Genomic DNA, 24786 nt, shown 5'->3' with positions numbered 1-24786 from the left:
TTCATAATAGCTAAAAAATATGAAAAGAAATCTACAATTATTACTACAAATCAACCTTTTAGTAAATGGTGACAAATATTCAGTGATTCAATAATAGCTAACGCTATATTGGATAGACTACATCACCATTTTCATATAATAAAGATTTCAGGACATTCTTATAGAATAAAAGATAAATTATCTAAAGAAGACAGTAAAATAAACACAGATTTATTGTCATAAAACTACATTTTGAAATTAATATTTTCTGCATTTGAGTATTGGCATTTACACTTAATTTTGTTTTTACATTTTGTATGTTTTACTTTTTTATGTGTCTTACATTAATCTTTCAATTTGTAACTCCTACTCACTTTGTTCCTAGGAGTAAGCAACTCACTCCAAATCAAAGATTTGGGTTCCCTGCTTAACGCAGAAATTCACCATTATATTATCATTCCAATAAAAAACACTCTAGCTATGTATATACATACAATAACTTAGAGTGTTCAATATACTTACTTTTGTTCGTTTAATCCATTATCAACAACGCTTCCAATGCTCCATTTAGAAACATTGAATTTAACTTTGTCTGCACCTACTTCAATAGCAATTACATCATCCTTAATCTTTGTAACTTTTCCATGAATACCACCTATAGTGATAATATTATCACCAACTTTAATAGCTTCTCTCATTTCTTTAATTTTCTTTTCTCTTTTTTTCTGAGGTCTTATTAAAAGAAAATAGAAAACCACTAAAAGAAGAATAGGTAATATTAATCCTCCCATATTTGCTGGCAAAGATAACCCCTCCTTTCATCATACTTTATATTTATTCAACAAAATAATTGAAAATCCTTTATTATTTTAAATAACCATATTTTTTATAAAATGATTCTTTATATTCTAACAATCTGTCTTCTTTAATAGCAGTCCTAATGTTTTCCATAAGCTTTAATAAAAAGTATAAATTGTGATATGTAGTCAATCTTGAGCCTAGAATTTCTTCACATTTAAACAAATGTCTAATGTATGCTCTACTATAATTTCTACATACATAACAATCGCATTCTGGATCTAAAGGAGAAAAATCTTTTTTATACATAGCATTTTTTATAACTACTTTTCCATGACTAGTCAATGCAGTACCATTTCTTGCTATTCTGGTTGGTAAAACACAATCAGCCATATCTATACCCCTTATAACTGCTTCAAACAAGTAATCTGGACTCCCAACTCCCATTAGATATCTTGGTTTATGCTTAGGCATTAACGGTACAGTGAAATCTAATATTCTATACATAATATCTGCTGGTTCTCCAACACTTAAACCACCAACAGCATAACCTGGAAAATCTAAGTCAATTATTTCCTTTGCACTCTGTTCTCTCAAATCTTCGTACATACCACCCTGTATAATACCAAAAATACCTTGAGTATCTTGCTTTTGGTGAGCTTCTTTGCACCTTTTAGCCCATCTAGTTGTCCTTTCAAGAGACTTCTTTACATAATCTCTATCTGCTGGATATGGTGGACATTCATCAAAAGCCATAGCTATATCAGAACCTAAAGAATTTTGTATCTCGATAGATATTTCAGGACTTATAAAATGCTTTGACCCATCAATATGCGATCTAAATTCTACACCTTCTTCAGTAATTTTTCTCAAATCTCCTAAAGAAAAAACCTGAAATCCACCACTATCTGTAAGTATAGGTTTCTTCCAATTCATAAATTTATGAAGCCCTCCAGCTTCTTCTACTAGCTTATGACCTGGTCTTAAATATAAATGATAAGTATTACCAAGTATTATTTGTGCTCCTATTTTTTCAAGCTCTTCAGGTGTCATAGTTTTTACTGTAGCTTTAGTCCCTACTGGCATAAAAATAGGTGTCTCAATAACTCCATGCGGAGTATGTAATTTACCAAGTCTAGCTTTAGTTTGACTACATTCTTTAATCAATTCATATTTTATAGGCATTTATGTTTCCTCCTACTGTCTGTATTTTTTACTTCTAGCCATTATATGCATATCTTAACTCATTTATTGGATTAACATAGCATCTCCAAAACTAAAAAATCTATATTTTTCACTTACTGCAACTTTATAAGCATTTAATACATTTTCTCTAGATGAAAAAGCACTAATTAACATAATTAATGTTGATTCAGGCAGATGAAAATTTGTTATAAGTGAGTCAATCACCTTAAATTTATAACCAGGATAAATAAATATATCTGTCCATCCACTTTTTGCCTCTACTAAACCTTCGTCATTACATATAGATTCTAAAGTTCTTGTAGATGTAGTTCCAACAGCAATAATTTTTTTGCCTTCTGCTTTAGTTTTATTTATCAAATCAGCTGTTTTTTTGTCAACTTCATAATATTCATTGTGCATTTTATGATCACTTAAATCATCCACTTTTACTGGTCTAAAAGTTCCCAAACCAACATGAAGTGTAACATAAGCTATATTTATACCCTTTTCTTTAATTTCATTTATAAGTTCCTGAGTAAAATGTAAGCCTGCTGTTGGTGCAGCAGCAGAACCTTCTTTTTTGGAATAAACTGTTTGGTATCTTTCTTTATCTTCTAATTTTTCTTTTATGTATGGTGGCAAAGGCATTTCACCCAAAGCGTCTAATATCTCTTCAAATATACCATCATATATAAACTCTATTATTCTTATTCCTCCATCTTTAATGTCTAATACAACAGCTTCTAACACCCCATTGCCAAAGACAATTGTATCTCCTACCTTAGCCTTTTTACCGGGTTTTACTAATGTTTCCCATTTATCTCCTTCTATTCTTGTTAACAATAAAAATTCAACCACTCCACCAGTATTTTTTCTTTTACCAAATATTCTTGCAGGTATTACCCTTGTATTATTTAAAACTAAGCAATCTCCTTCGTTTAAATATTCTATGATATTCTCAAAATGTCTATGTTTTATATCTCCATTTTCTTTGTCCAATACCATTAATTTCGACTTTTCTCTTTGTTTCAAAGGAACTTGTGCAATCAGTTCTTGTGGTAAATTATAATAAAAGTCTGTCCTTTTCAATGTCATCATCCTTTACTCGTGTTCTATAGTTATATCTGTATAATAATGCGATAATATCTCTTTATAAGAATAACCTTGTTCAGCCATAGTTTTAGAGCCCCATTGACTCATTCCTAAGCCATGACCCCATCCTCTGCCTAAAATTGTATATTCGTTAGCATCATTTGGTATTGCTTTAATTTGCTCTCCATCCATAACATAATATTTTTTGTTATTTTTTTTAGATTTACTTTTTTTATCTTCACTTAAAATACTCATATTATTAATTCTTGATTTCTCAATTTCATTAGTATCTGGATTAAATACACAAACATCTGCATCACTGTATATATCAAACCAATTACTTTTAAGTCTTCTAGTTCCAAATACTAATCTTGCTTTTCCTTTATTAAAAACTATACTATCTTTTGTTCCTTGTATCAAAAGCTGTAATACTCTTCCATATTCTGATGTCTCTAAAATTTCAATATTCTCTACTGAACCAATATCATATTCGTTCTCTTTTAATATCTGATCTATTTCTTCTTTTTTTAATATCAACTCCCAAGAATCATTTGGAGAACCTAATGAAAAATAGTCTTCTATACCTCTTAAGTATCCTACATAATTTTCCCAGATATTTTCACTATTCTCTGTGTGCCCTCCACTTGTAGAGTGATAATATGTTGGAACAATTTTGCCTTTATATTTTACAACAATATTTTTTGTTTCATCAACAGCTTTATTTATTATTGTTTTTTCTAAGCCATATCCTTCATATGCCTGATTATTTTGAGTATCATCTAAGTCATATCCCGAATATGTATTTTTGCCCATATAAATTATTGCATAATTTCTAGCTGCAACCGCTTGGGCTTTAATACTCTCAATAGGCCATGTACTTGAAATTTCTTTTGCTACTACTCCATATAAATATTCATTTAACTTTATATAGTTAATTGGAATCAGTTCGCCATCATTATAAGTAAATGTAATGTATCCTCTATATTTTTTATCATCAACATTGACTAAAGGAATATCACTTTTTTCTTTGCTATAAATAAATAAATTTTGATCTAAATTAAAAGCAAGTAGTATTTCTTCTTGATCAATAAACAATACTCTAAATTTGTCATTGTTAATAACATTTAAACTCTTATTAAGATACTTCAATTTTGATTTATATTTATTAGCCTCATTAACACTTCTAAATTGTCCACACCATACTTTAAATTCTCCATCATATGCAGGATATAAATTTACACCATTTTTTTTATTCTTCTTTATGTAATTTTGTGCCTCTTCATATGATTTGAATTCTTTTTTTATCTCTAAATGAATTGGACCACAGTCAGCATTTTCAGTATTTTCAGTTATTCTTATATGTTTCCCATCATTATAATTATAATATTCATCAAATTGTATATAAAAATCATTATTGCTAAAATTATCTATTACAGCAGCAAAAGAATCTTCATCATTTAAATAACAAATTTCAAATAAATCTTTACCTTTTAAGCTTATATAATTATTTACATTTGAAGCCCTTTTTAGTCCAACTCTAATATAATGATCTTCTTCGTTTTTACAATATCCATAGTTGTTATTGTAAATTAGAAATACAAATAACCAAACCATACAAGCAAAAATAAATCTTTTTTTCAAATCAACCTCTCCTTATGTAAGTTATCCCTAATTATTTATTTAACTGTGAATAATCAGGTTAATTATCTATGAACAATCTGTGGTTAACTATCTTTTATATTGAAATGCTTATATCCCTTCTGTGTTATAACTCTTCCTCTTGGAGTTCTACTGATAAATCCAATTTGCAATAAATATGGTTCATAAACATCTTCTATTGTGTTTTTTTCTTCTCCTATAGATGCTGCAAGAGTATCTAACCCTACAGGTCCTCCTCCAAAGTTGTTTATTATAGTTATTATGAGTTTTCTATCTATATTATCTAAACCAAGTGAATCAATTTCAAGCATCTTTAAAGCACTATCAGCCACTTTTTCGTCTATAAAGCCATTTTCTACAACCTGAGCATAGTCTCTTACTCTTTTCAAAATTCTATTAGCGATCCTCGGCGTACCTCTAGATCTTCTTGCTATTTCATAAGCACCTGTTTCATTTATATTAATTCCAAGAATGTTTGCTGACCTTACTACTATTTTTTGCAAATCTTTTACATCATAATAATTAAGCTTGCATATAACTCCAAATCTATCTCTTAAAGGTGATGTTAATAGACCTGCTCTAGTTGTAGCTCCAATTAAAGTAAATCTACTTAAATCTAATCTGATAGATCTTGCACTTGGCCCTTTACCAATAACTATATCTAACACATAGTCCTCCATAGCAGGATACAAAATCTCTTCCACGCTTCTATTAAGTCTATGGATCTCATCAATAAACAATACATCATTGTCTCCTAGATTCGTTAATATAGCAGCTAAATCACCTGGTCTTTCAATAGCTGGACCTGACGTTATTCTCAAATTAACTCCCATTTCATTAGAAATAATGTTAGCTAGTGTTGTTTTACCAAGACCCGGTGGTCCATATAATAAAACATGGTCTAAGGGTTCTTTTCTAGCCTTTGCTGCTTTTATAAAAATGTTCAACATTTCTTTAACTTTATCTTGTCCAGTATAATCACTCAAATATTTGGGTCTTAAAGTAGTTTCGATATCATAATCTTCAGCTTTGAATCCACTGGTTATTATTCTGTCTTCATTTTCCATACATTTACCCCTTTATCTTTTAGCTAATTCTTTTAAAGCTAATTTTATTAAGTCTTCTGTTTTATCAGATTTACAATCTATTTTCTTTAGTGCTGAACTAATCTCCATCTTTGAATAACCTAAGGCCTGCAAAGCAAATAGTGCTTCATCAACATTATTGTCTATAGTAGTTGACTCGTTGTTACTTATAAGTATATTATCATCAATTTTATCTTTTAATTCAAGTATTATTCTTTTTGCAGTCTTACTGCCAACTCCAGAAGCTTTAGATAAAGGCTTAGCATCATCCATTAAAATAGCTCTTTTAAGCTCCTCAGGTGAAAGCTCTGACAATAATGATAGTCCTACTTTAGGTCCAACCTTTGACACAGACAAAAGTAATTTATATAAATTCAGTTCATTTAGTGTATTAAACCCATATAAACTCATTTCATCATCTCTTACATGTAAATGAGTATATATTTTGGTTTCAGCGCCTAAAGAAAGCCTATCCAATGTATTCTTTGAAGACATTATAAGATAACCTATACCATTATTATTTAAAACTATGTACTTTTCACCGATTTCATCAACTATTCCCATAATATATCTATACATAAAAAACTCCTCACTATCTCATTTTGAACATATCTTTAAAATTTGAAGAATGAATATGACTTATTGCAACCGCAAGTGCATCTGCAGCATCATCAGGTTTTGGTATTTCTTTTAAATTCAACAGTATTTTAACCATATTTTGTACTTGTTTTTTGGTTGCTCTACCGTAACCAACTACTCCTTGTTTAATCTGCAAAGGTGTATACTCATATATATCTATTCCATTATTTACTGCTCCCAATACCAAAACACCTCTTGCTTGTCCTACAGTTATAGCTGTTTTTACGTTCTTATTAAAAAAAAGTTCTTCTATTGCAACAGCATCCGGTTTAAATCTTTCTATTAACACTATTAAACTATCATATACGCTCTTTAATCTATCAGGAAAACTCATACCAGCTGGTGTTGTCAAAACTCCAAAATCCAAAACTTTAAATTTACTATTTTCATATTTAATTACACCATATCCTACGATTGCTATACCAGGGTCAATACCTAAAACAATCAATTTACAAACTCTCCTTTTATATAACTCAGATAATTCATAAAATAACTATAAACTATGAACAATCAGAGTTATATTAATGTTTATACAAACATATATTCGATATATTCAGCTATAATCCTTTAATTTTAAAAATAATATTAATCTACGTCAACAAAAGAAGTGCTTTGATAAGCTTTGCTTTGTTTATAAATCAAAATGAATATAATTTCCTATAGATTAGAAAAAGATCTTCGTTTTTGCCAAGAAGATCTTCTTATTGCATTTGGCTTATTATAGGAATAATAAATCGACTTAAAAAGGATAGAATTTTGTTCTCTACTTAACTAGAGAAATTTTCTAGAACTTCAACCATTTCTTCTTTACTATCTACGGTTATTCCTTCCTTGAGTTTTCTTTGATCTATTTCATTTAAGAGTTTTACTGAATGATTAACAATCTTAAATAATACTTTCTTTCCGTCTTTTCCAATTTTATAAACAGCTATTTTATCATTTTCTACACCTATGATGTAATGATTAGGGCAAAGGTGATGTTTTTTTATGCTCATTACAATTTTATTACTTGAAAAACTAATTAACTCCCATTGAGGACAATTTATAGTTATATACCTCATAAACTTTTCTTCATTCATACCAATTATGTCGCCAGTTGGTTTTTTAACTTCAGTAATTGTATGATTACACTTAGTATAGTAATATACATATTCTAGTAAAGTACTTGGTGTAATTTTTTCTTCATGTTTAATAACTTTTTCATCTTCAACCTTCTGCACATCAATACCATTTTTTTCATGAGCAATGTTATTATTATCATCACTTATGTCTTTACCTTTGTTATAACCATATACAAAACCAACTAATATAAACAACATATACAAAACAACTACACTCATTTTCTTATAGTTTTTCATAAATATCCCTCCACATGCTTCTAGAAAGATATTTTTCCCAAATTCTATAATATTATTCAATTCATAGTTGTTTTAACCATTTTTATATGTATCTTTTTAATACTCTATCATTTACACCAAACCAATATGCTTCTTTGTATATATTTTTTAGATTTTTCATAATCATAGAATATAGATTTTTATATATTATATTTATATCTTCTTCTTTTAAATTGTATTTTTCTTCTACTATATCATAAGATTCTAAACATAGCTTTAACTGTTCATTAACATGATTATTAAGATTATAAAGTTTTTTCTTGATGACTTTATTTACAAAAATGTGCATCATTTCGACTAATTTAGAATCCTTCTTTGCATTATAATCTATTTCTCTCTTAATTTGTTTTTTAATTTGTTTTATATTATAATTTTGACTAACATGAAATAAATATTTTGACGAATATAGCTCGTCCATTGTTCTAGTATTTAAAGCCTTTTTTTCCAAAACATTTACCCATTTTATATCATTATAACCTTTTTTATATCCTTCTATGTAGAAGCATAACTCAATTCTATTAACATCTTCATGAATAATAAAGCTAATATAATTAGCAATATTTTTAACATTTTCAATATTTTTATTTTTTAGGAATCTCATTATCTGTGTCCTAATCTTTTTCATACCTAAATATTTAGGATATATATTACTCATGTTTTCTTCTAAATCGTAAAGAGATAATAAAATAAATATTGAATTTATATCAGAATTATACAAAAACTTTTCAGTTAGCCCTTGATATAAATCTATTTTTTCATCAATTAAAGGTAACACAGAAATCTCTCCTTCAAAATAATTTCATCTTAAATGTACAAAATATGTATATTTTCTACATGAATTTTCAAAACAATTATTTTAAAATAATGCCTCTTTATATCATTCTATGTAAAAATATATATTCCTGCTTTTCATTAATATGTAAATGAATTTATTTATAAACAAATTTATCTATTATTAATACTTATGCTATTATTTATTATTATATACCATTTACATATGAGTCTTTAATCCCAAAAATCAAAGAACATGCATTTCATATTATAACAAAATGCATGCTCAAGTATCAATACTATTTTACAATTTTATAATTTATTTTTTAACTTCAATTAATTTTTTTGAAGGATCCTTACCAAATACCAAAACTATTGCAATAATTCCTACAATACCAAGTAGAAGTGTTATCCAAACTGGTACGTTAAATAAACCAACTAATAAATATCCCAAAATAGCTAAAGCAGCTCCTACTAAAGAATATGGTGCCTGAGTTTTAACATGGTCTAGATGGTCAGATGCTGAAGCCATTGAGGACATAATTGTAGTATCTGATATAGGAGAACAGTGATCTCCAAATATAGAACCAGATAAAACAGCACTTAACGTTGCTATAACTAGTGGCGAACTAGCTGGATCTCCAGTAATAAATGCATTCGCTAATGGTACAGCTAAAGGAACAACTATTGCCATAGTACCCCATGATGTACCTGTTGAAAAAGCAACCAAACATGAAATAATAAATACTACTATAGGTATAACTCCACCATGTAATAAACCTTTTGTAGCATCTACCAAATAATCAGCTGTTCCAACATCACTTGTTACTGACCCTAACGACCAAGCTAAAACAAGTATAATACCTGTTATAACTAACGATTTAGCACCATCTACCCAAGAATCAAATACTTGGCCAAGTGATAATATTTTTTGAGAAACAGCCAATATACCAGCTACTATACTACCAACAACAGCGCCCCATATTAAAACAACACTAGCGTCTGCATTTCCGAAACATGTTCTTATTCCTTCCCATGTAAAAGGATCTGTTCCTGCTTCACTAAATGTATAACCGTTATACCACAAGCCAATAAAAGAAACCAAAACCAAAGTTATTATTGGTAATATAGCATTCCTAGCTTTAAGTTTAGTACCTTCTTTTATTTCCATTTTAGTTATTTCATCACTTGCCATTGGTTTAGCATTATCTGCTAAAAGCTTACCTTCTAACACTGATCTTCTTTCAGCTTTAAGCATAGGTCCAAAATCTTTACCAGTTCCACCAATAGTAAATACTAAAGCTAAAGCAAAAATATTATAGAATGTGTATGGTATAGTTCTTAAAAATATACCATATATATTAGCCTCTACGCCTAAATCTATAAATACGTCTTTTATTATACCTATTTCATAACCTACCCAAGTTGAAATCAATGCCATACCAACAACAGGAGCTGCTGTGGAGTCTACTATATAGGCTAATTTTTCTCTAGATACTTTTAACTTATCAGTTAATGGTCTCATTGTTGGACCAACTATCAAAGTATTAGCATAATCATCAAAAAATACTAATACTCCGAGTAAAGAAGTAATTACTTGAGCACTTCTACGAGTCTTGGCTTTTTTAGATAATGATTCAGCAACAGCTTTCATACCACCCATTTTGCCAATTATACCAACCATACCACCAATAGTTAAAGTAAATATAATAATTGCGGCATTCCAAGCGTCTGCTAAAGAACCAACCATATAATGATCTAATGCTCTTAAAAATCCCAAACCAGGATTCCCATTATTCATCATTATAGCTCCAGCAAAAATACCTAAAAATAAAGATAATATAACTTGTTTTGTTAAAAATGCTAATACGATTGCTAGTACAGGTGGGATTATAGATAAGATGCCAAAATAAGGCTTAGTAGCTTCTTCACTATCAGCCAAAGCTGGCAAAGCTAAACATAAAACTAAAGCTACTACAATAAACATGCTTATAACTCTTAACTTTTTCAAACAAATACCCCCTTTTTAGTAGTTACATTCAATGCACTAATAATTCAATACATTAAATGAATCAAGTCTTATGACAAAGACTTTTTTAATCTATGATAAGAAATTACATTACTATAATTCCATATAGATTACAAAATTTTAATAAATAACGAGTAATTGTTTCATTATTGTAATATTCAATAAATATTTTGAAATTCCTTTATTTTTTGTTTATTTATTACATGCATTATTTGACGCATTATGTATTTATTGTTATTTATCTTTCTATTAACTTAACAAGTTGTTTATATTTAAAATAAATTTGTATCACTTAAATTTCTTTTCTTATTTTTATATTATTATTTTTAACTAATAAATATTAATAATGATTATATATTTATTGAATTGAAAACATATTTTATGGATTAAACCATTATATTACTTAATAATTTTTTTATATTTTGAAAAAATAATATTAATCGAATAGTATTTAAAAATGTACTTTAGGGAGTGAAAAAATGAGTGTAAATGAAAAGTTTTATAAAAAAGTGCCAATGACAACAGAAGGAAACAAACTAGCTGCTTGGGCAGATATAGAAAAAACTGAACCAGAATCAAGAGTTCCTATCCCTAGTGAGCTATGTGTAGAAGAAGCAAAACATTGGGTAGATAATGTTCAGAAGTAAAATCCTTATTGAATTTAATTGCCTAGATAGCTAGTATTAATTAATTATGAATAAGCAATTTTATTAATATTGTTTTCTAAAAAAAGTAGACACAGAATATATCCTGTATCTACTTTTACTTTTTTCTTAATTTCTTTATTTATTATTGTGCAGGAATCAAAAGTTTTTGACCGGTAAATATCAAGTTTGGATTTTCTAACTTATTATATTCCGCTATTTTTTGCCATGTGAATCCAAATTTTTTAGCAATTCTCCATAACACATCACCTTTTACTACTTCATAAGTAGTAATATCAACTTCAATAGTATTTGTCTCTTCATAAACCTGAACCCTACCATCAACTTTTGCATCTTCTGTACCATATTTTTGTATATGCTCTATTAATATTTCATCAAGACCTGGATACTCGCCTAAAGTTTGGCCATCAGCTAGCATTTCATATCCATCTCCACCTGCTGCCAAAAAGTCATTAGTAGCTAATTTATAAGTTTTGTTTGGGTCTATTAGCTCATTACCAACTTTAACTTCAACTAATCTATCCCCAGCTTGCTTAGATGGATCAAACTTAAATGTCATACCTGCTACATGAGGAAATGCTCCTTTTGTTTCAGGATATGAATCTATTCCATGCTCTATTGCAGCCACAATATCTGCTCCTGTTACATTCTTAGCAACAACATAATTTCCAAATGGTAAAACAGTAATAACATCACCCTTTGTAATATCACCTATTTCTATAGATGCTCTAATACCACCACCATTTGTAAAAGCAATGTCTGCATCAGTTACTTTTAACATAGCTGAAGTTATAAGATTACCTAGATTAGTTTCTTTTGTCCTAACATCTGCTCTTTCTCCATCCAAATGAATTTCTGTCTTACCCACTACAGCAGAAGTTATTTCACCATTTTTTTGTTTAATATCAGAAACAACGGAAATTACATCTTCTTCTTCATCTAAATCAGCAGCTTCTTCTTTAGTTAATAATGAAGCATTTATAGAACTTATTTTGCCATCTTCATATGTCAAATTTACTATTCCCAAGTTTTTATCATACTCACCAGCTTGCACTATAAGAGTATCATTAACTTTTTTGCCTTCTGGTAAAGTTGTATGACTATGACCATCAACCATAATGTCTATTCCTTTTACTGCCTCAGCTACTTTTTCGCTTGTAATAGAACTACTTTCATCTAATCCAAGGTGTGCTAACGCTATAATAATATCTGTCTTATCATTTAACTCTGCAACCATTTCACCAGCAGCTACTATAGGGTCATTAAATTTTAGCCCTTTAACGTTATTTGGATGAGTCATAAATACAGTATCAGGAGTAGCTAAACCAAAAATACCTACTTTCAATCCACCAATTTCTTTAATAATATATGGTTTTAAGAATTCAGTCCCGTCATCCTTGACAACGTTTGCAGCAAGAATTGGAAAATTAGTCATACCTTCTAATTCTAATAATCTTTCCTGCCCATAGTTATAATCATGGTTACCAGTAACCATTGCATCATAACCTATAGTATTCATTATTTTTACTATACTTTCCCCTTTTACTAATGTTGCAATAGTTTGACCATGAAAAGTATCTCCTGCATCTAAAACTAAGACATTTTCATTAGTTTCTCTTATTTGCTTAATTTTAGTTGCAATCTTAGCAAAACCCATACCTGCATATTTATCTGCTTCAACTCTAGCATGTGTATCATTAGTATGAACTATAGTTAATGCTATGCTGTCAGTAGCTGTTACTTTAACCTTCTTTTCATTAGCAAATGCAATACTAGAAAATAATGCCGTAAAAATTAGCATAAAAACAAGTATAAAACTAAGCTTCTTAAATTTACCCATAAACTATTCCTCCTTTTGAATTTATATCCTGTACATAATTATATATACTTCATTATTTTGGATATACCTTCTATTTTGAAGAAATATTTATATGATATTTACATTTTGTAATAAATTGATGTTATTATAACATAAACTAAGTGACTATTTCTTTTTGCTACGTTTCTATTAACACTTATACTTCAATTTCACTAATCTTGATATTATTGCTGTGCTTTTAATTCCCTGTTATAGAAATAAAAAACGATTAAAGCAGGAATATGAAACTTAATGTAGAATATCACAACATTAGGAAAAGAAAGAGGGACAGTCATACCTAAAAAAAACACAAGGAGGACATGACAATGAAGAAATATTTGAAAGGGGTACTTACAGGAATAGTAATAACTTTATTATTAGGAAGCTCTTTAGGCTTTGCACAAGGCGTAAAGCAAACAATTGAAGTTTTATTTAATTCAATCAATTTAGAAGTTAATAAACAAAAAATTACATGTGACAATATTTTATATAATGGAACTACATATGTACCAATAAGAAAAGTTGCAGAAATTTTAGGCAAAAAAGTTGAATGGAATGGAGAAACTAATACTGCCAGCATTAACGATATACAATTGAATAATCTAGATAACAAAAACGATAATATGAGTAAAATAGATAATATTGAGAATTATTATGCTATAAATGAGAAAAACTTCAACAAAATTTTCCTTGTAAATCTAATTAATAAAGACTTAGGTAAGTTAAAAGATTATGTTGACGTACTTGGTGAAAATTGTGAAGAATACGTAAATAAATCTACACATAATAATAATTTAGAATATATCGTTTTGAAAGGTAATGAGTTTTATAATAGTGGAAGATTTCATAAAATAGATGGTTTAACAAGGGGTACTTTTGTTTATGACATAGAAGGTGTTGATTATAAACCATTATATGAATATTTTAAGAAGATTATAAAAAAAATATATGGAACACCAAATGTAAAAGATGAAAAACAAGTTTTCTCCGAAAACAAATACTTGTATGTAACTTTTTGGAATAATATAACTTTACAATATTCTAAATTTGATAATTCTACTAGCGAGATTAGATTATTCATTTTACCTTCTGATGAAAACATTGAAAATGAAGAGAGTAAAGAGAATGAAGAAGTATCAAATAAAAGCAATTTAATAAATGTAACATTAAAAAGAAAAATTAAAGGTAGTAAAGATTTAAAAGAATACTTAGAAGAATATTACTCTAAATTATATACTCCTACTGGAAAATGGATTTTTACATTTGATATTAGTGAAAATGATTCAGAACTTTTTCCGTATGATTATTTAATTCGAATAGATTGGTATAATTCAGATGATGTACTTCCTTATGATTTAGAATACTCTATAAAAATTAGTGAAGACGATAAGGAAAAAACAAAAGAATTACTAACGCAGTTCCAAAAAGAAATTGCAAGTGTTTCTATGCAAGCACTACCAAACAAAAAATTAATAGGAGAATTTTATTCAGATTTTTATAAATATCCTAACATTAAAGTAGGTTATAATAGCATAAATTTTTTAAAGTGGTACAACTATAATAATACTCATTCTAATTATAATAGTGCTGAAATAACAAAATTTCATTGGGAAAATAATGATATTAATTATGATTTTTTAAGAGAATCAGATGATTCAATATCAATTGAAGAAAACAATAATGAACAAGAAAAAAATATTCATAAAAGCGATTGGGAAAAATCTCCTTCTGAGACAACAGGACATGACTGGATAGATTTAACTGTCAAACAAAAAGAACAACTAATTGAAGATGCTATAGATGAATTGCAAAATAAAGGATATACTATAAAAAAAGACATAGATTGGTTTTATAATGAAGTTGAAAATTTATATAATGAAGACAAATCCAGGAGAACACTAAACGTCACAGCTATCGTATCAATTAAAAGTTTAGTTTATAAAGATTAATTATATTAATTACAAATTATCTAACTTTTATATTTACACTATAGAAAACTTTTTATTTAAGATTATAGGCTTTAGCAATTCTAAAAGTCTTCAAAGCCTATAATCTTTACTATAATAGTGCAAAAACGCTAAAATAATTTAACATTTGAATAAAATAAAAAAACATTTATGATAAATCTTTGTTATAATTGAATTCCCACAAACAATTAAATCAAGGAGTTATGCATAAATATTTCAGAAGTCAATTATATCAAAAAAATTATCATTAGACAATTTTTAAAACAACTAAACAGCTCTGAAAAGTAAAATTTATTAAACTACTCTGTTTTAATCAAATCTTGCTCTTGTGGATAATTTTTTACAATTTCAAAAAAGTTATCCACACCCTATAGGTAGATTTCTCCCTATATAATTTTCTATGATTTTTTTGCAGTTTTTTTATATTTCTACTTTTCATACATCACATCCTTTGATATACTTTATATATCAAGAAATGCTAATTTGTGTGCGTTTCTCGATATATAATATATCTTCCGTTTTTAAGAGAATGCCTCTAAGCAGTCTAACAAATCAGAAGATATATTTTTTAATGTCCTTTTTAATATTTTCAATATTTTACATCCTACCGTATACAGTTGTAATATAATATCTGCTATTTGAATTAACAAGTAGTGATTTTTCATCGCATTATAATTCAAGCTATTTGCATGGGTTATTTCATATCTATGATTCTTTTGAATATTAAATCCTTCATTCTCTATCCCTTTACTGTTTTCTAAATCAGCAACTTTTGTTTCTAAATTGCCTATTTTATCTGCATTGGTTTTTACTGCCATTGAACTAGCAGATGTATTAGAATCATTTAAATCTACAGCATCAGATATAGGTCTATTGACTTCAGCACCTTCTTGTATACCGCTAAGTTTACCACATGCATCTTCAATTCCCTGCTCTATCCTATTTAAATCCTTCTCTGTGACAATATCATCTCTCTGCCAGTTTGTTTTGCTATTGTATTCCATTATTCTCCCACCTTTCTTTATTTTTTTAGATGGTCTAAAATTAATGAAATTACATAAATGTCTTGTATAACTTCAACACAAAAAACCTTGAGCCATATTTCCCTCGAAGGCTTACCCTAACTACTAAAAAATGTTTAAACTCTTATTTTAAAAATAGAACTTTATTATTTTGCATAAAAAATAGACCTCCCTTATTATTCAATAAATAAAGAAAATCTATTAGTGTTTAAACTTATAACAATTTTAGTTTTTTACAATAACCTTCAAACTCAATTTTACGAACATAAATCCTCTATTCTAAGTTTGTCCGCTACCATTGCTATAAATGTTGAAATTTCAACGTCTATTCCATATCCCAGTTATGATAAACCTCTTGTACATCATCATTATCCTCTAGCATATCAATAAGCTTATTCATTGCTTTTATATCTGATTCTGAATCTAATGTACTTGTATTTTGTGGTAACATTGCTAACTCTGCTGTTGAGAATGTGTACCCTTCTTTTTCTAAAGCTTCTTTAACTGTTTTAAAATCTTCTGGCATGCATGTAATTTCAAAACAATTTTCATCTGCTTCAAAATCTTCTGCACCTGCTTCTAATGCACTCATCATTACTGTTTCTTCGTCTAACCCTTCTTCTTTGTCAATTATCAGAAGTCCTTTTCTGTCAAACATAAAAGAAACGCAGCCTGTTGCTCCTAAGTTTCCACTGTTTTTGCTGAAAGAATGTCTTACATCTGATGCTGTTCTATTTTTATTGTCAGTTAAACATTTTACCAGAACAGCAATACCTGCTGGTCCATATCCTTCATATACAATTTCTTCGTAGTTTTGACCATCTGTATCTCCCAAACCTTTTTTTATCGCTCTTTCTATATTGTCATTAGGCATATTATCAGCTTTTGCTTTTTCTATAGCACTTTTTAAACTAAAATTATATTCAGGGTCAGCTCCACCCTCTCTAACAGCAACAGAAATCATACGTCCAAGCTTTGTGAATATTTTACCTTTCATTGCATCTTGTCTACCTTTTCTATGCTTTATATTTGCCCACTTTGAATGTCCTGACATAAATTATCTCCTCCTAAATTACTTGTAAACATTAATTATCAAAATATTTAAAATACTACTTCTTATCATATAAGATGATTGATGTAATATATTTTACCATAATAATAGATAAATTGAAACTCCTACTCATATAATTATTCCTAGGAGTAAGCGGAGTTGTGCCTTATTTTATTGCTATAATATGAAATTTCTACTCATTTTCATTCCACAAGAAATCGTAGATTTTGGTTCTGTATTTAAATGTAACTCCTACTCACTTCGTTCCTAGGAGTAAGTGATTCACTCCAAATCATAGATTTGGGTTCTCTACTCATGAGTAAATCATAGATTTTAGTTCCTGCTTTCTTAATCTTTACCTTACATAATTTTACTATATTCTGTTTTAAATATCTATTATTTTTATTTGTCTTATTTTAATCTTTCAATCTGTAACTCCTACTCACTTCGTTCCTAGGAGTAAGCGGAGTTGTACCTCCTATTCCTTATAATTCATAGGAGTAAGCGACTCACATAAAATCGTAGATTTTAGTTCCCTGCTCAAAATCATAGATTTGGGTTCTCTGCTTTCTTAATCTTTGTCTTACATAATTTTTATATATTCTATTTTAAATATCTAGTATTTTTATTTGTCTTATGTTAATCTTCAATCTGTAACTCCTACTCACTTCGTTCCTAGGAGTAAGCGGAGTTGTACCTCCTATTCATTATAATTCATAGGAGTAAGCGACTCACATAAAATCGTAGATTTTAGTTCCCTGCTCAAAATCATAGATTTGGGTTCTCTGCTTTCTTAATCTTTGTCTTACATAATTTTTATATATTCTATTTTAAATATCTAGTATTTTTATTTGTCTTATGTTAATCTTCAATCTGTAACTCCTACTCACCTCGTTCCTAGGAGTAAGCGGAGTTGTACCTCCTATTCAATATAATTCATAGGAGTAAGCGACTCACATAAAATCGTAGATTTTAGTTCCCTGCTCAAAATCATAGATTTGGGTTCTCTGCTTAAAGGCGAATGAATTATTTATCATTCGCCTTAATAATTAAATTTGTTTGTTTTTAGCTAATATTCTTCTTCTCCAAGCGTGTAACCCTAATGATATACCTATTACTCCATATACAACAAATACTCTAAAATATTCCCCTATCTGTGCATCTCCAAAAACATTTTTACCCGCTTGTGGAGACACTATAAATAAAATATGGAATAAAGCAGTTCCAAGTAATGCTTGCCCTATAGTAGCTTTTGATACCGATGCACCACCTATTAACAAAGCTGCTATTGAAAACATTCCTATCTGTTCGTGGCTGCCATAAGTATTTAGCGTCCCAATATTTTGCAAGAAAATTATCTGACCAAAAGCAGCTAATAACGTTGAAATAGTTATTGCTAATATCCTTGTCTTATTTACATTAATACCTGAAACCTTAGCAATATGCATGTCTTGCCCAACAGTTCTAAAATCCTGACCAATCTTTGTTTTTACTATTAGTAAATTAAAAATACATAAGCATATAATTATTATAAATGTAAATACTGGCATTTTCACCTTACTAAGTGCACTGCCTTGTATAATGCTGTATATACTAACAGAGCTAATACTAAAACATAATATCATGGATATTATTAATTTATTTAACCTAATTCTTTTATCATAATTATCTTTCCTTATGAATACAAAGAGTGCAAACGTGGCTCCAACTATAGCTACAATAACATAATTTATTATACTGCCATTTGCAAAAACACCTATCAATATAGGTATTATAATGCTACTAATCGTAAATACTTTGCTTTCAAATAAAATATATATTAGGTAAATAGCATATATCCAAAGTACAATTACTAACTCTACTATTAATATTCCCTTTGTTATGAAAAGTATCAACATTACAATAGGAATTATAAGGCTTATCAATGACATCTTCAGCATACTTTTTTTATCTTTTGAGTAATATTTTTTAACACTATATAATATCCCAATAAATGCTAATATTATCAATGCGTTAAATAAAGGATATTTCAATATCCCATCTAAGGCATATTTTATACCCGTAGGCTTAACTCCACCTGATAAGTCTACTGAATTTCTTATTCCTATACCTCCATCTAACACCATCATAGGATTCTTCATAGGTATTACTGTTCCTATCATATATAAAAATATTAACTGATATATACCATTAGCAAAAAATCCAACAATCATACTAGCTATCATTTCTTGTCCTCTAGTCTTATTTAATAGTCTACCTGTAAGATTTCCTGCTATTAAAGCTATAGGTGTTGCAATAACAACGCATAACATTAATCCTTGAATACCCGTTACTCCCCAGTGAGTAACAGCTATTATTGCCATTTGTCCTGCCATAGCCCCTACAACAATACTAAAATTTAACCCCATGCCAGCCAATACAGGAATTATCAAAGCTAATACTAAAAATGCATTTCTTCCAATTCTAACAATTAATTCATTCAATATAAATGCACTCGGTAATTTAGAAAGCTTTATACCTATATAGCCAATTATAATAAATATAATTGTAACCATATTATCAGTCAATATTTTTTTTACTTTTTTCCCAAATTCTTTATTCTTTTTAGCCATATTATTCCCCCCCGTCAACCTTAGTTAACGCATATAATATGATGCCATTTTGAACTATCATCCTTGCTATTTCTGATAATTGTCCTTGTTTAACAATTGAGTTTGCAACAGGCAACGCTATTGTCAATAAACCTTGAAATAGAAATGTACCAACTAATACATGAGAAACCTTAGCTTTGCTTGCTGATGCACCTCCAATTAATACAGCAGCTACCGCTGGAAACGCCATCATAAGTGGAGCTTGATATAATTGAATAAAACCATAGCTTTGAGCATAAACTATAATCCCTATAGCGCCTAAAACTGTTGATAAAATTGTACCTATTATTCTATTTTTATCAATGTTTATACCTGAAGCTCTAGCAAACTTTGGATTATCGCCTGAAGCTTTAATAGCTATACCAAGCTTACTTCTAAAGAACAGCCATACTACAAAACACATTATTAAAAAGAACAAAATTAACCCTGTTGGAATTTTAAGTCCAAATAATGGAAAATCCCACAAATCATTTAGTATCTTTGCAAACCTGTCTTTTAATGAAATTGTAACTCTCAATCCTTTACCTATCGGCCAAACCATCTCGTCACTGTTTAATGGTATAATAAGCCAAACTATACACATCAATGATACTATTGAAAAACCTGTGTAAGTAGCCACCATCATCTCTGAACCTTTAACAGCATTTTGAAGACGCCCATACATCCAACCAACAATAATCGCTATAGGAATAGCTATTATTATAGCTCCAAAGAAACCGCTAAACCCTGTTAAATCAAGTTCGATACTCAAAACAGCCCCAAGTAAACCGCATACGATTCCTAATGGAAGTCCAAAATTAGGACCCGTTCCACATAAAATTGCTGGCACCATAGCTAATACCATAATTCCATTCATACCCACTCTAACTAACACATCAGTAAATAATCTGTCAGCTGGAAGCTCCATAATAATAGACAAAATACATAACATTAAAAAAAACAACGTTATAATAATCCTCGGTAGACCTATGTTTCTAGATAATTTTTTTACTTTCATCATTTAAGCCTCCCTCCTATGTATCTTGTTATATTCTCCAGCCATCATTAAACCAAAATCTTCGTCAGAATCACTAGGTTTTAATATCCCTTCTACCTTACCCTCATAAATAATGGCAATTCTATCACATATAGCTCTAAGCTCAGCTAATTCACTAGACGTCATTAATATTGTCATTTTTAATTCTTCATTTAGTTTAACTAACAAATCAAGCACTAATTTTTTTGCTCCTATATCTATTCCCCTAGTTGGCTCTGATACTAATAATATGTTTGGTTTTAAAGTCAATGCTCTCGCTAAGCATATTTTTTGTTGATTACCTCCACTAAGTCTCCTAACTATCTGCTTAGGTCCTGTACATCTTATATCTAAATCCTTTATCATTTTTAAAGCATGTCTTCTTATTTTTGCTGTATTTTTTTGTGTGATAAACCCTAGTTTTTTTATAAAATCATTTTTAATTTGAATAGCAGTCATAGCAATATTCATTTCTATAGAATTATCCATAAGTAATCCTACACCTCTTCTATCCTCTGAAACAAAAGCTATGGAATTTTTAAGAACCTCTTTGGTATTATTAAGTTTCAGATGTTTTCCACTAAATAATATTTCTCCTTCAGATTCATATAAACCCATAATACCATTGGCTATACCTACTTTACCTTGTCCAGCTAATCCACCTATTCCTAATATCTCGCCCTTTCTTATATCTATATCAACACCCTTTACTTTTTCTCCAGGCATTTTGACCTTAAAATTCTTTAATGACATTGTTATTTCATTACCTATTACTCTATTTTTATTTTTTTTAGATGCCTCAATCTTTCTTCCAACCATTAACTGTGCTAATTCTTTAATATTTGTATTTTTAGTTTCCAAAGTTTTAACCAACTCACCATCTCTTAATACAGTTATATTATCAGTTATTCTTATAACTTCATCTAATCTATGTGTTATAAATAATATAGCTATACCTGTATCTGCAATCTTTTTCATTGAATTTAGCAAATTATTAGCTTCACTTTCAGTTAAAACAGCTGTTGGCTCATCAAATATCAAAAGCTTAATATTTTTTTTATCTATTTCCCTTGCTATCTCTACAAATTGCATATAACCTACTGGAAGTCCCGCTATTGTAACCCACTCATCTATTCCTAAACCTAAAGTATCTAGAGCTTTTCTAGCATCCTTATTCATGCTGTGTATATCAAGAGTGTCTAATTTCCTACTAGTAAACTTGCTAATAATATTTTTTTTTGTAATTTCTCTATTAAGTTTAATATTCTCTGTTATATTGAATCCTGGTATTAACATAAATTCTTGATGTACCATACCTATTCCTAATTTCATAGCTTCATCTGGTGATTTTATATCTGTTTTTTCATCATTTATCAAGATTTCACCTTTAAATCCCCCTGTTGAATGAATAACTGGCATACCAAACAATACGTTCATCAGAGTCGATTTACCAGCACCGTTTTCTCCCAAAAGACCATGTATTTCACCAGGTTTCACTGCCAAATCTATTCCATTTAAAACTCTATTACCAAAGTATTCTTTGACAATCCCATTCATTTGCAATGTATATTTAGCACTCAAATATAATTACACCCCCTAAATTAAAAGGTATTATTTTTTGTATATGATAATTGTAAGGCTGCCATAAAGGCAACCTCACTTACCTCTAAAAATCTATAAAATCAGATAATATCATTAAGTAATTTTCGTAAGTTTTACCAGTCTCATCATCATGATATGGTGTTATTTGCATATCAGCATCTGCATATTCCTTAAAGTGTTCTTTTATTTTGTCTATATCAAGTTTTCCATCTGTATTTCCTTTGATATAATCAACAGCATATTCTGCTCCTGCTTCAATAAACATCATAGCCATAGGTACTGGCCAAGTTGACATTCTACCTTTATTACCACCATTTTCAACTTTCTTTGATATCTCATCAATTATATAATCAACACTGCCTTTTTTATCTTCTGGTATTTCTATTCCCAACGCACCTGGATAACCATGATATGGGGATGGGCAGCATTGTTGAGCAAATATAGCTTTTTCATTAAGAACGGATCTGATAAGAGGTTCCATCATAGCACAATTTGTAGAAAAGAAATTTGTGTCTTTACCATATTTAGCAACTTTTCTAGGAACATCTTCTAATATAAACTGCTGTGTACCTGATATTCCTGCATCTCCAGTTGGATCAGGAGCTGTAGCTTCTACAAATTTTATGCCTAACTTTTCACATTCTTCTCTAAACATATCTCTTCTTTTAGATAATAGTGCATAAGACATGTGTCGTGGGAATGAATAATGTACAAAAACTTTTGCTCCCATTTTTTGTGCTTGTTTAGGTACAGCAGGTCCCATTCCTAACTCATCTATTTGGAATATTACATCTGCCTTAGAAGATATCATTTTTGGATCCTCAGCTACACTACCAACAATAAATAAAATATCATCTCTAATTTCTTTTACTTTATCAATTGCAGCGCAAGTACCCGGAATTGCCTGACATATAATTATAACCTTCAAATCTTGGTCAGATGCCATAGTCATAACATTTTGTATAACAGTCTCTTGTTCTTTCATAAACTGATCAGGAAATGTTTGTAACAGCACTCTATCCTTACCATATTTTTCTTGAACCCTTTGAGCAGCTCTATATTCCTCTTCATTTTGAGAAACAGTACCAGTCATAATACCTATTTTCCACTTACCATCATTGTCATTACTAACTTCTTTTCCATTACAAGCAGCTAAACTAAAAATCATTATAAATACTAATAAAGTAACTAACAGTCGTTTTAACATATACTTCCCCCTCTTTATAAAATAACGATAACAAATAATTAAAAAGTATATATACCCCCTTTCATCAGTAAAAATTAACTATAGGCTTGTTCTAAAATCAAGCATTTCTTATTTCATTAAGTGTTATTTACTGTTTAGAAAATAAAATAATCTATTCTTTATTAAGTTATATATTAAAAGGGATATAAATATGACTGTTTTTTTATATTTCTAAAAGTTTTGCTTTATATATTTGTCATGCAAATCATAAATAGATATATAATAATAAAATTATTTGATTATGCAAAAGGTAAATTTTATCAATATATTCTTAGTTAGCATATTTTATAAATAGCAATAGAATGTTTGGCAAGATAAGTATTAAATATCATAGATTGGTTTAATAATTGTTGAGAGTACAAAGAATCATGAAAAATTGGTTTATAATTTTGTAATACCTTAATTAAGCAAAGATGGGTAACTCATAATAAATTTTGAGTTACCCATCTTAATATAATTGTGAATTAATCACAATTTATTTTTTAAATTTTATATAATATGTTTGTTCATTTAGTTTTTGTTCAATAACTTTAAACCCTATTTTTTTACCAAGTTCAATATACAAATCAATATTTTGCTCTCTTCCTTTCCATTGTACACCATAACCTGTTTCTATAATTTTATCTTCCAAATGTATTTTTAGTGGTACAGCATAAATGTCCTTATCAGTATTAGTAAAAGCAGGTATATTTAAATCCCAGAATAAAAACTCACCATCTAATTTCAAAACTCTATATATTTCTTTAAATACTTTTTCAATATCTTCATTAGATATGTACATCATTGTAAAAAATGATGTAACTGTATTAAATTGATTATCCAAAAACTTAAGATCTTTCGCATTCATTATAATTCTCAATGCTCCAGTTGTTGGAGCTTCTTCTAATTCACTTTCCAAAGGATCTATTGCAACTACCTGTTCTCCATATAATTGACCAATGACACCTTCGCCGCCGCCACCAATATCTAATATATAACCTTCACGTCTTACTTTGCTTATGTTAATTTTTTGCTCATTAATAAAATGTACCCTTGATTTATCAATATCATCACTCATAATAATACCTCCTCTAGA

The 24786-nt window shown here is 29.0% G+C and carries 21 protein-coding genes; 3 read left to right on the top strand and 18 right to left on the bottom strand.

What is annotated here, in order from left to right; genetic code table 11:
* The first annotated feature begins 108 nt into the window (after positions 1–108).
* Positions 109–222: a hypothetical protein gene (locus AYC61_RS22195; RefSeq protein ID WP_338026051.1), complete on the top strand. Its 114-nt coding sequence runs from the start codon at positions 109–111 to the stop codon at positions 220–222.
* Positions 223–497: 275 nt separating this feature from the next.
* Here AYC61_RS22195 and yajC read toward each other — a convergent pair whose 3' ends face one another.
* From yajC to AYC61_RS12305, 10 genes are all read right to left on the bottom strand, one after another.
* A complete protein-coding gene (yajC, locus tag AYC61_RS12350) occupies positions 498–782 on the bottom strand; it encodes a preprotein translocase subunit YajC (protein WP_242866789.1) in 285 nt (94 codons plus the stop codon).
* A gap of 61 nt (positions 783–843) precedes the next feature.
* Positions 844–1962 (bottom strand): tRNA guanosine(34) transglycosylase Tgt, encoded by a 1119-nt coding sequence (gene tgt, locus AYC61_RS12345; protein WP_066502742.1) that lies wholly within the window; start codon positions 1960–1962, stop codon positions 844–846.
* A 63-nt stretch (positions 1963–2025) separates the two neighbouring features.
* On the bottom strand, positions 2026–3057 hold the full coding sequence (gene queA, locus AYC61_RS12340) for a tRNA preQ1(34) S-adenosylmethionine ribosyltransferase-isomerase QueA (RefSeq protein ID WP_242866795.1): 1032 nt from the start codon (positions 3055–3057) through the stop codon (positions 2026–2028).
* Between the two features lie 6 nt (positions 3058–3063).
* Positions 3064–4695 (bottom strand): SpoIID/LytB domain-containing protein, encoded by a 1632-nt coding sequence (locus AYC61_RS12335; protein ID WP_066502735.1) that lies wholly within the window; start codon positions 4693–4695, stop codon positions 3064–3066.
* A gap of 83 nt (positions 4696–4778) precedes the next feature.
* Positions 4779–5780, bottom strand: a complete 1002-nt coding sequence (gene ruvB / locus AYC61_RS12330; RefSeq protein WP_066502733.1) for a Holliday junction branch migration DNA helicase RuvB — start codon at positions 5778–5780, stop codon at positions 4779–4781.
* 12 nt (positions 5781–5792) lie between these two features.
* Positions 5793–6377, bottom strand: a complete 585-nt coding sequence (ruvA, locus tag AYC61_RS12325) for a Holliday junction branch migration protein RuvA (protein WP_066502728.1) — start codon at positions 6375–6377, stop codon at positions 5793–5795.
* 13 nt (positions 6378–6390) lie between these two features.
* Entirely contained in the window at positions 6391–6885 is a 495-nt protein-coding gene (gene ruvC, locus AYC61_RS12320; protein ID WP_066502718.1) for a crossover junction endodeoxyribonuclease RuvC, read from the bottom strand.
* A gap of 319 nt (positions 6886–7204) precedes the next feature.
* Positions 7205–7795, bottom strand: a complete 591-nt coding sequence (locus tag AYC61_RS12315) for a BofC C-terminal domain-containing protein (protein WP_066502715.1) — start codon at positions 7793–7795, stop codon at positions 7205–7207.
* An 82-nt stretch (positions 7796–7877) separates the two neighbouring features.
* Complete coding sequence (locus AYC61_RS12310) at positions 7878–8609, bottom strand: hypothetical protein (protein ID WP_066502712.1); 732 nt, start codon at positions 8607–8609, stop codon at positions 7878–7880.
* A 315-nt stretch (positions 8610–8924) separates the two neighbouring features.
* Positions 8925–10616 (bottom strand): Na+/H+ antiporter NhaC family protein, encoded by a 1692-nt coding sequence (locus AYC61_RS12305; RefSeq protein WP_242866788.1) that lies wholly within the window; start codon positions 10614–10616, stop codon positions 8925–8927.
* A 497-nt stretch (positions 10617–11113) separates the two neighbouring features.
* On the opposite strand from AYC61_RS12305, the gene AYC61_RS20730 reads away from it, so the two are divergent.
* Positions 11114–11281 carry a CDIF630_02480 family spore surface protein gene (locus AYC61_RS20730; protein WP_082759945.1) on the top strand — a complete coding sequence of 56 codons (168 nt, stop codon included), beginning with the start codon at positions 11114–11116 and terminating at the stop codon, positions 11279–11281.
* A 142-nt stretch (positions 11282–11423) separates the two neighbouring features.
* Here AYC61_RS20730 and AYC61_RS12300 read toward each other — a convergent pair whose 3' ends face one another.
* The gene (locus AYC61_RS12300; RefSeq protein ID WP_066502703.1) at positions 11424–13139 is read right to left on the bottom strand and encodes a 5'-nucleotidase C-terminal domain-containing protein; all 1716 of its coding nucleotides are present in this window, start codon (positions 13137–13139) and stop codon (positions 11424–11426) included.
* Positions 13140–13483: 344 nt separating this feature from the next.
* On the opposite strand from AYC61_RS12300, the gene AYC61_RS12295 reads away from it, so the two are divergent.
* Positions 13484–15106 (top strand): stalk domain-containing protein, encoded by a 1623-nt coding sequence (locus AYC61_RS12295; RefSeq protein ID WP_066502700.1) that lies wholly within the window; start codon positions 13484–13486, stop codon positions 15104–15106.
* A 539-nt stretch (positions 15107–15645) separates the two neighbouring features.
* Here AYC61_RS12295 and AYC61_RS21295 read toward each other — a convergent pair.
* From AYC61_RS21295 to AYC61_RS12260, 7 genes are all read right to left on the bottom strand, one after another.
* On the bottom strand, positions 15646–16128 hold the full coding sequence (locus AYC61_RS21295; RefSeq protein ID WP_066502697.1) for a hypothetical protein: 483 nt from the start codon (positions 16126–16128) through the stop codon (positions 15646–15648).
* Between the two features lie 343 nt (positions 16129–16471).
* The gene (locus AYC61_RS12285) at positions 16472–17200 is read right to left on the bottom strand and encodes a YebC/PmpR family DNA-binding transcriptional regulator (protein WP_066502694.1); all 729 of its coding nucleotides are present in this window, start codon (positions 17198–17200) and stop codon (positions 16472–16474) included.
* Between the two features lie 1046 nt (positions 17201–18246).
* The gene (locus AYC61_RS12280) at positions 18247–19809 is read right to left on the bottom strand and encodes an ABC transporter permease subunit (RefSeq protein WP_066502692.1); all 1563 of its coding nucleotides are present in this window, start codon (positions 19807–19809) and stop codon (positions 18247–18249) included.
* A gap of 1 nt (position 19810) precedes the next feature.
* Complete coding sequence (locus AYC61_RS12275; RefSeq protein ID WP_066502689.1) at positions 19811–20848, bottom strand: ABC transporter permease subunit; 1038 nt, start codon at positions 20846–20848, stop codon at positions 19811–19813.
* Complete coding sequence (locus AYC61_RS12270) at positions 20849–22444, bottom strand: sugar ABC transporter ATP-binding protein (protein ID WP_202906833.1); 1596 nt, start codon at positions 22442–22444, stop codon at positions 20849–20851.
* Between the two features lie 85 nt (positions 22445–22529).
* Positions 22530–23672 (bottom strand): DUF3798 domain-containing protein, encoded by a 1143-nt coding sequence (locus tag AYC61_RS12265; RefSeq protein ID WP_066502687.1) that lies wholly within the window; start codon positions 23670–23672, stop codon positions 22530–22532.
* A gap of 514 nt (positions 23673–24186) precedes the next feature.
* The gene (locus tag AYC61_RS12260; protein ID WP_066502685.1) at positions 24187–24768 is read right to left on the bottom strand and encodes a class I SAM-dependent methyltransferase; all 582 of its coding nucleotides are present in this window, start codon (positions 24766–24768) and stop codon (positions 24187–24189) included.
* Positions 24769–24786: the final 18 nt, after the last annotated feature.

It is taken from the genome of Abyssisolibacter fermentans (assembly GCF_001559865.1).
Classification (GTDB): Bacteria; Bacillota; Clostridia; order Tissierellales; family MCWD3; genus Abyssisolibacter; species Abyssisolibacter fermentans.
The sequence above is the reverse complement of the archived record's forward strand: the minus strand, read 5'-3'. Positions and strand labels throughout refer to the sequence as shown.

Bases quoted from the DNA above. Each gene is read 5' to 3' on its own strand.
- queA (WP_242866795.1), bottom strand. From the start codon at position 3,057: ATGACATTGAAAAGGACAGACTTTTATTATAATTTACCACAAGAACTG.
- ruvA (WP_066502728.1), bottom strand. From the start codon at position 6,377: ATGTATAGATATATTATGGGAATAGTTGATGAAATCGGTGAAAAGTAC.
- AYC61_RS12260 (WP_066502685.1), bottom strand. From the start codon at position 24,768: ATGAGTGATGATATTGATAAATCAAGGGTACATTTTATTAATGAGCAA.
- AYC61_RS12280 (WP_066502692.1), bottom strand. From the start codon at position 19,809: ATGGCTAAAAAGAATAAAGAATTTGGGAAAAAAGTAAAAAAAATATTG.
- AYC61_RS12275 (WP_066502689.1), bottom strand. From the start codon at position 20,848: ATGATGAAAGTAAAAAAATTATCTAGAAACATAGGTCTACCGAGGATT.
- ruvB (WP_066502733.1), bottom strand. From the start codon at position 5,780: ATGGAAAATGAAGACAGAATAATAACCAGTGGATTCAAAGCTGAAGAT.
- AYC61_RS12295 (WP_066502700.1), top strand. From the start codon at position 13,484: ATGAAGAAATATTTGAAAGGGGTACTTACAGGAATAGTAATAACTTTA.
- tgt (WP_066502742.1), bottom strand. From the start codon at position 1,962: ATGCCTATAAAATATGAATTGATTAAAGAATGTAGTCAAACTAAAGCT.
- AYC61_RS12300 (WP_066502703.1), bottom strand. From the start codon at position 13,139: ATGGGTAAATTTAAGAAGCTTAGTTTTATACTTGTTTTTATGCTAATT.
- AYC61_RS12285 (WP_066502694.1), bottom strand. From the start codon at position 17,200: ATGTCAGGACATTCAAAGTGGGCAAATATAAAGCATAGAAAAGGTAGA.
- AYC61_RS12265 (WP_066502687.1), bottom strand. From the start codon at position 23,672: ATGTTAAAACGACTGTTAGTTACTTTATTAGTATTTATAATGATTTTT.
- AYC61_RS12315 (WP_066502715.1), bottom strand. From the start codon at position 7,795: ATGAAAAACTATAAGAAAATGAGTGTAGTTGTTTTGTATATGTTGTTT.
- AYC61_RS21295 (WP_066502697.1), bottom strand. From the start codon at position 16,128: ATGGAATACAATAGCAAAACAAACTGGCAGAGAGATGATATTGTCACA.
- AYC61_RS20730 (WP_082759945.1), top strand. From the start codon at position 11,114: ATGAGTGTAAATGAAAAGTTTTATAAAAAAGTGCCAATGACAACAGAA.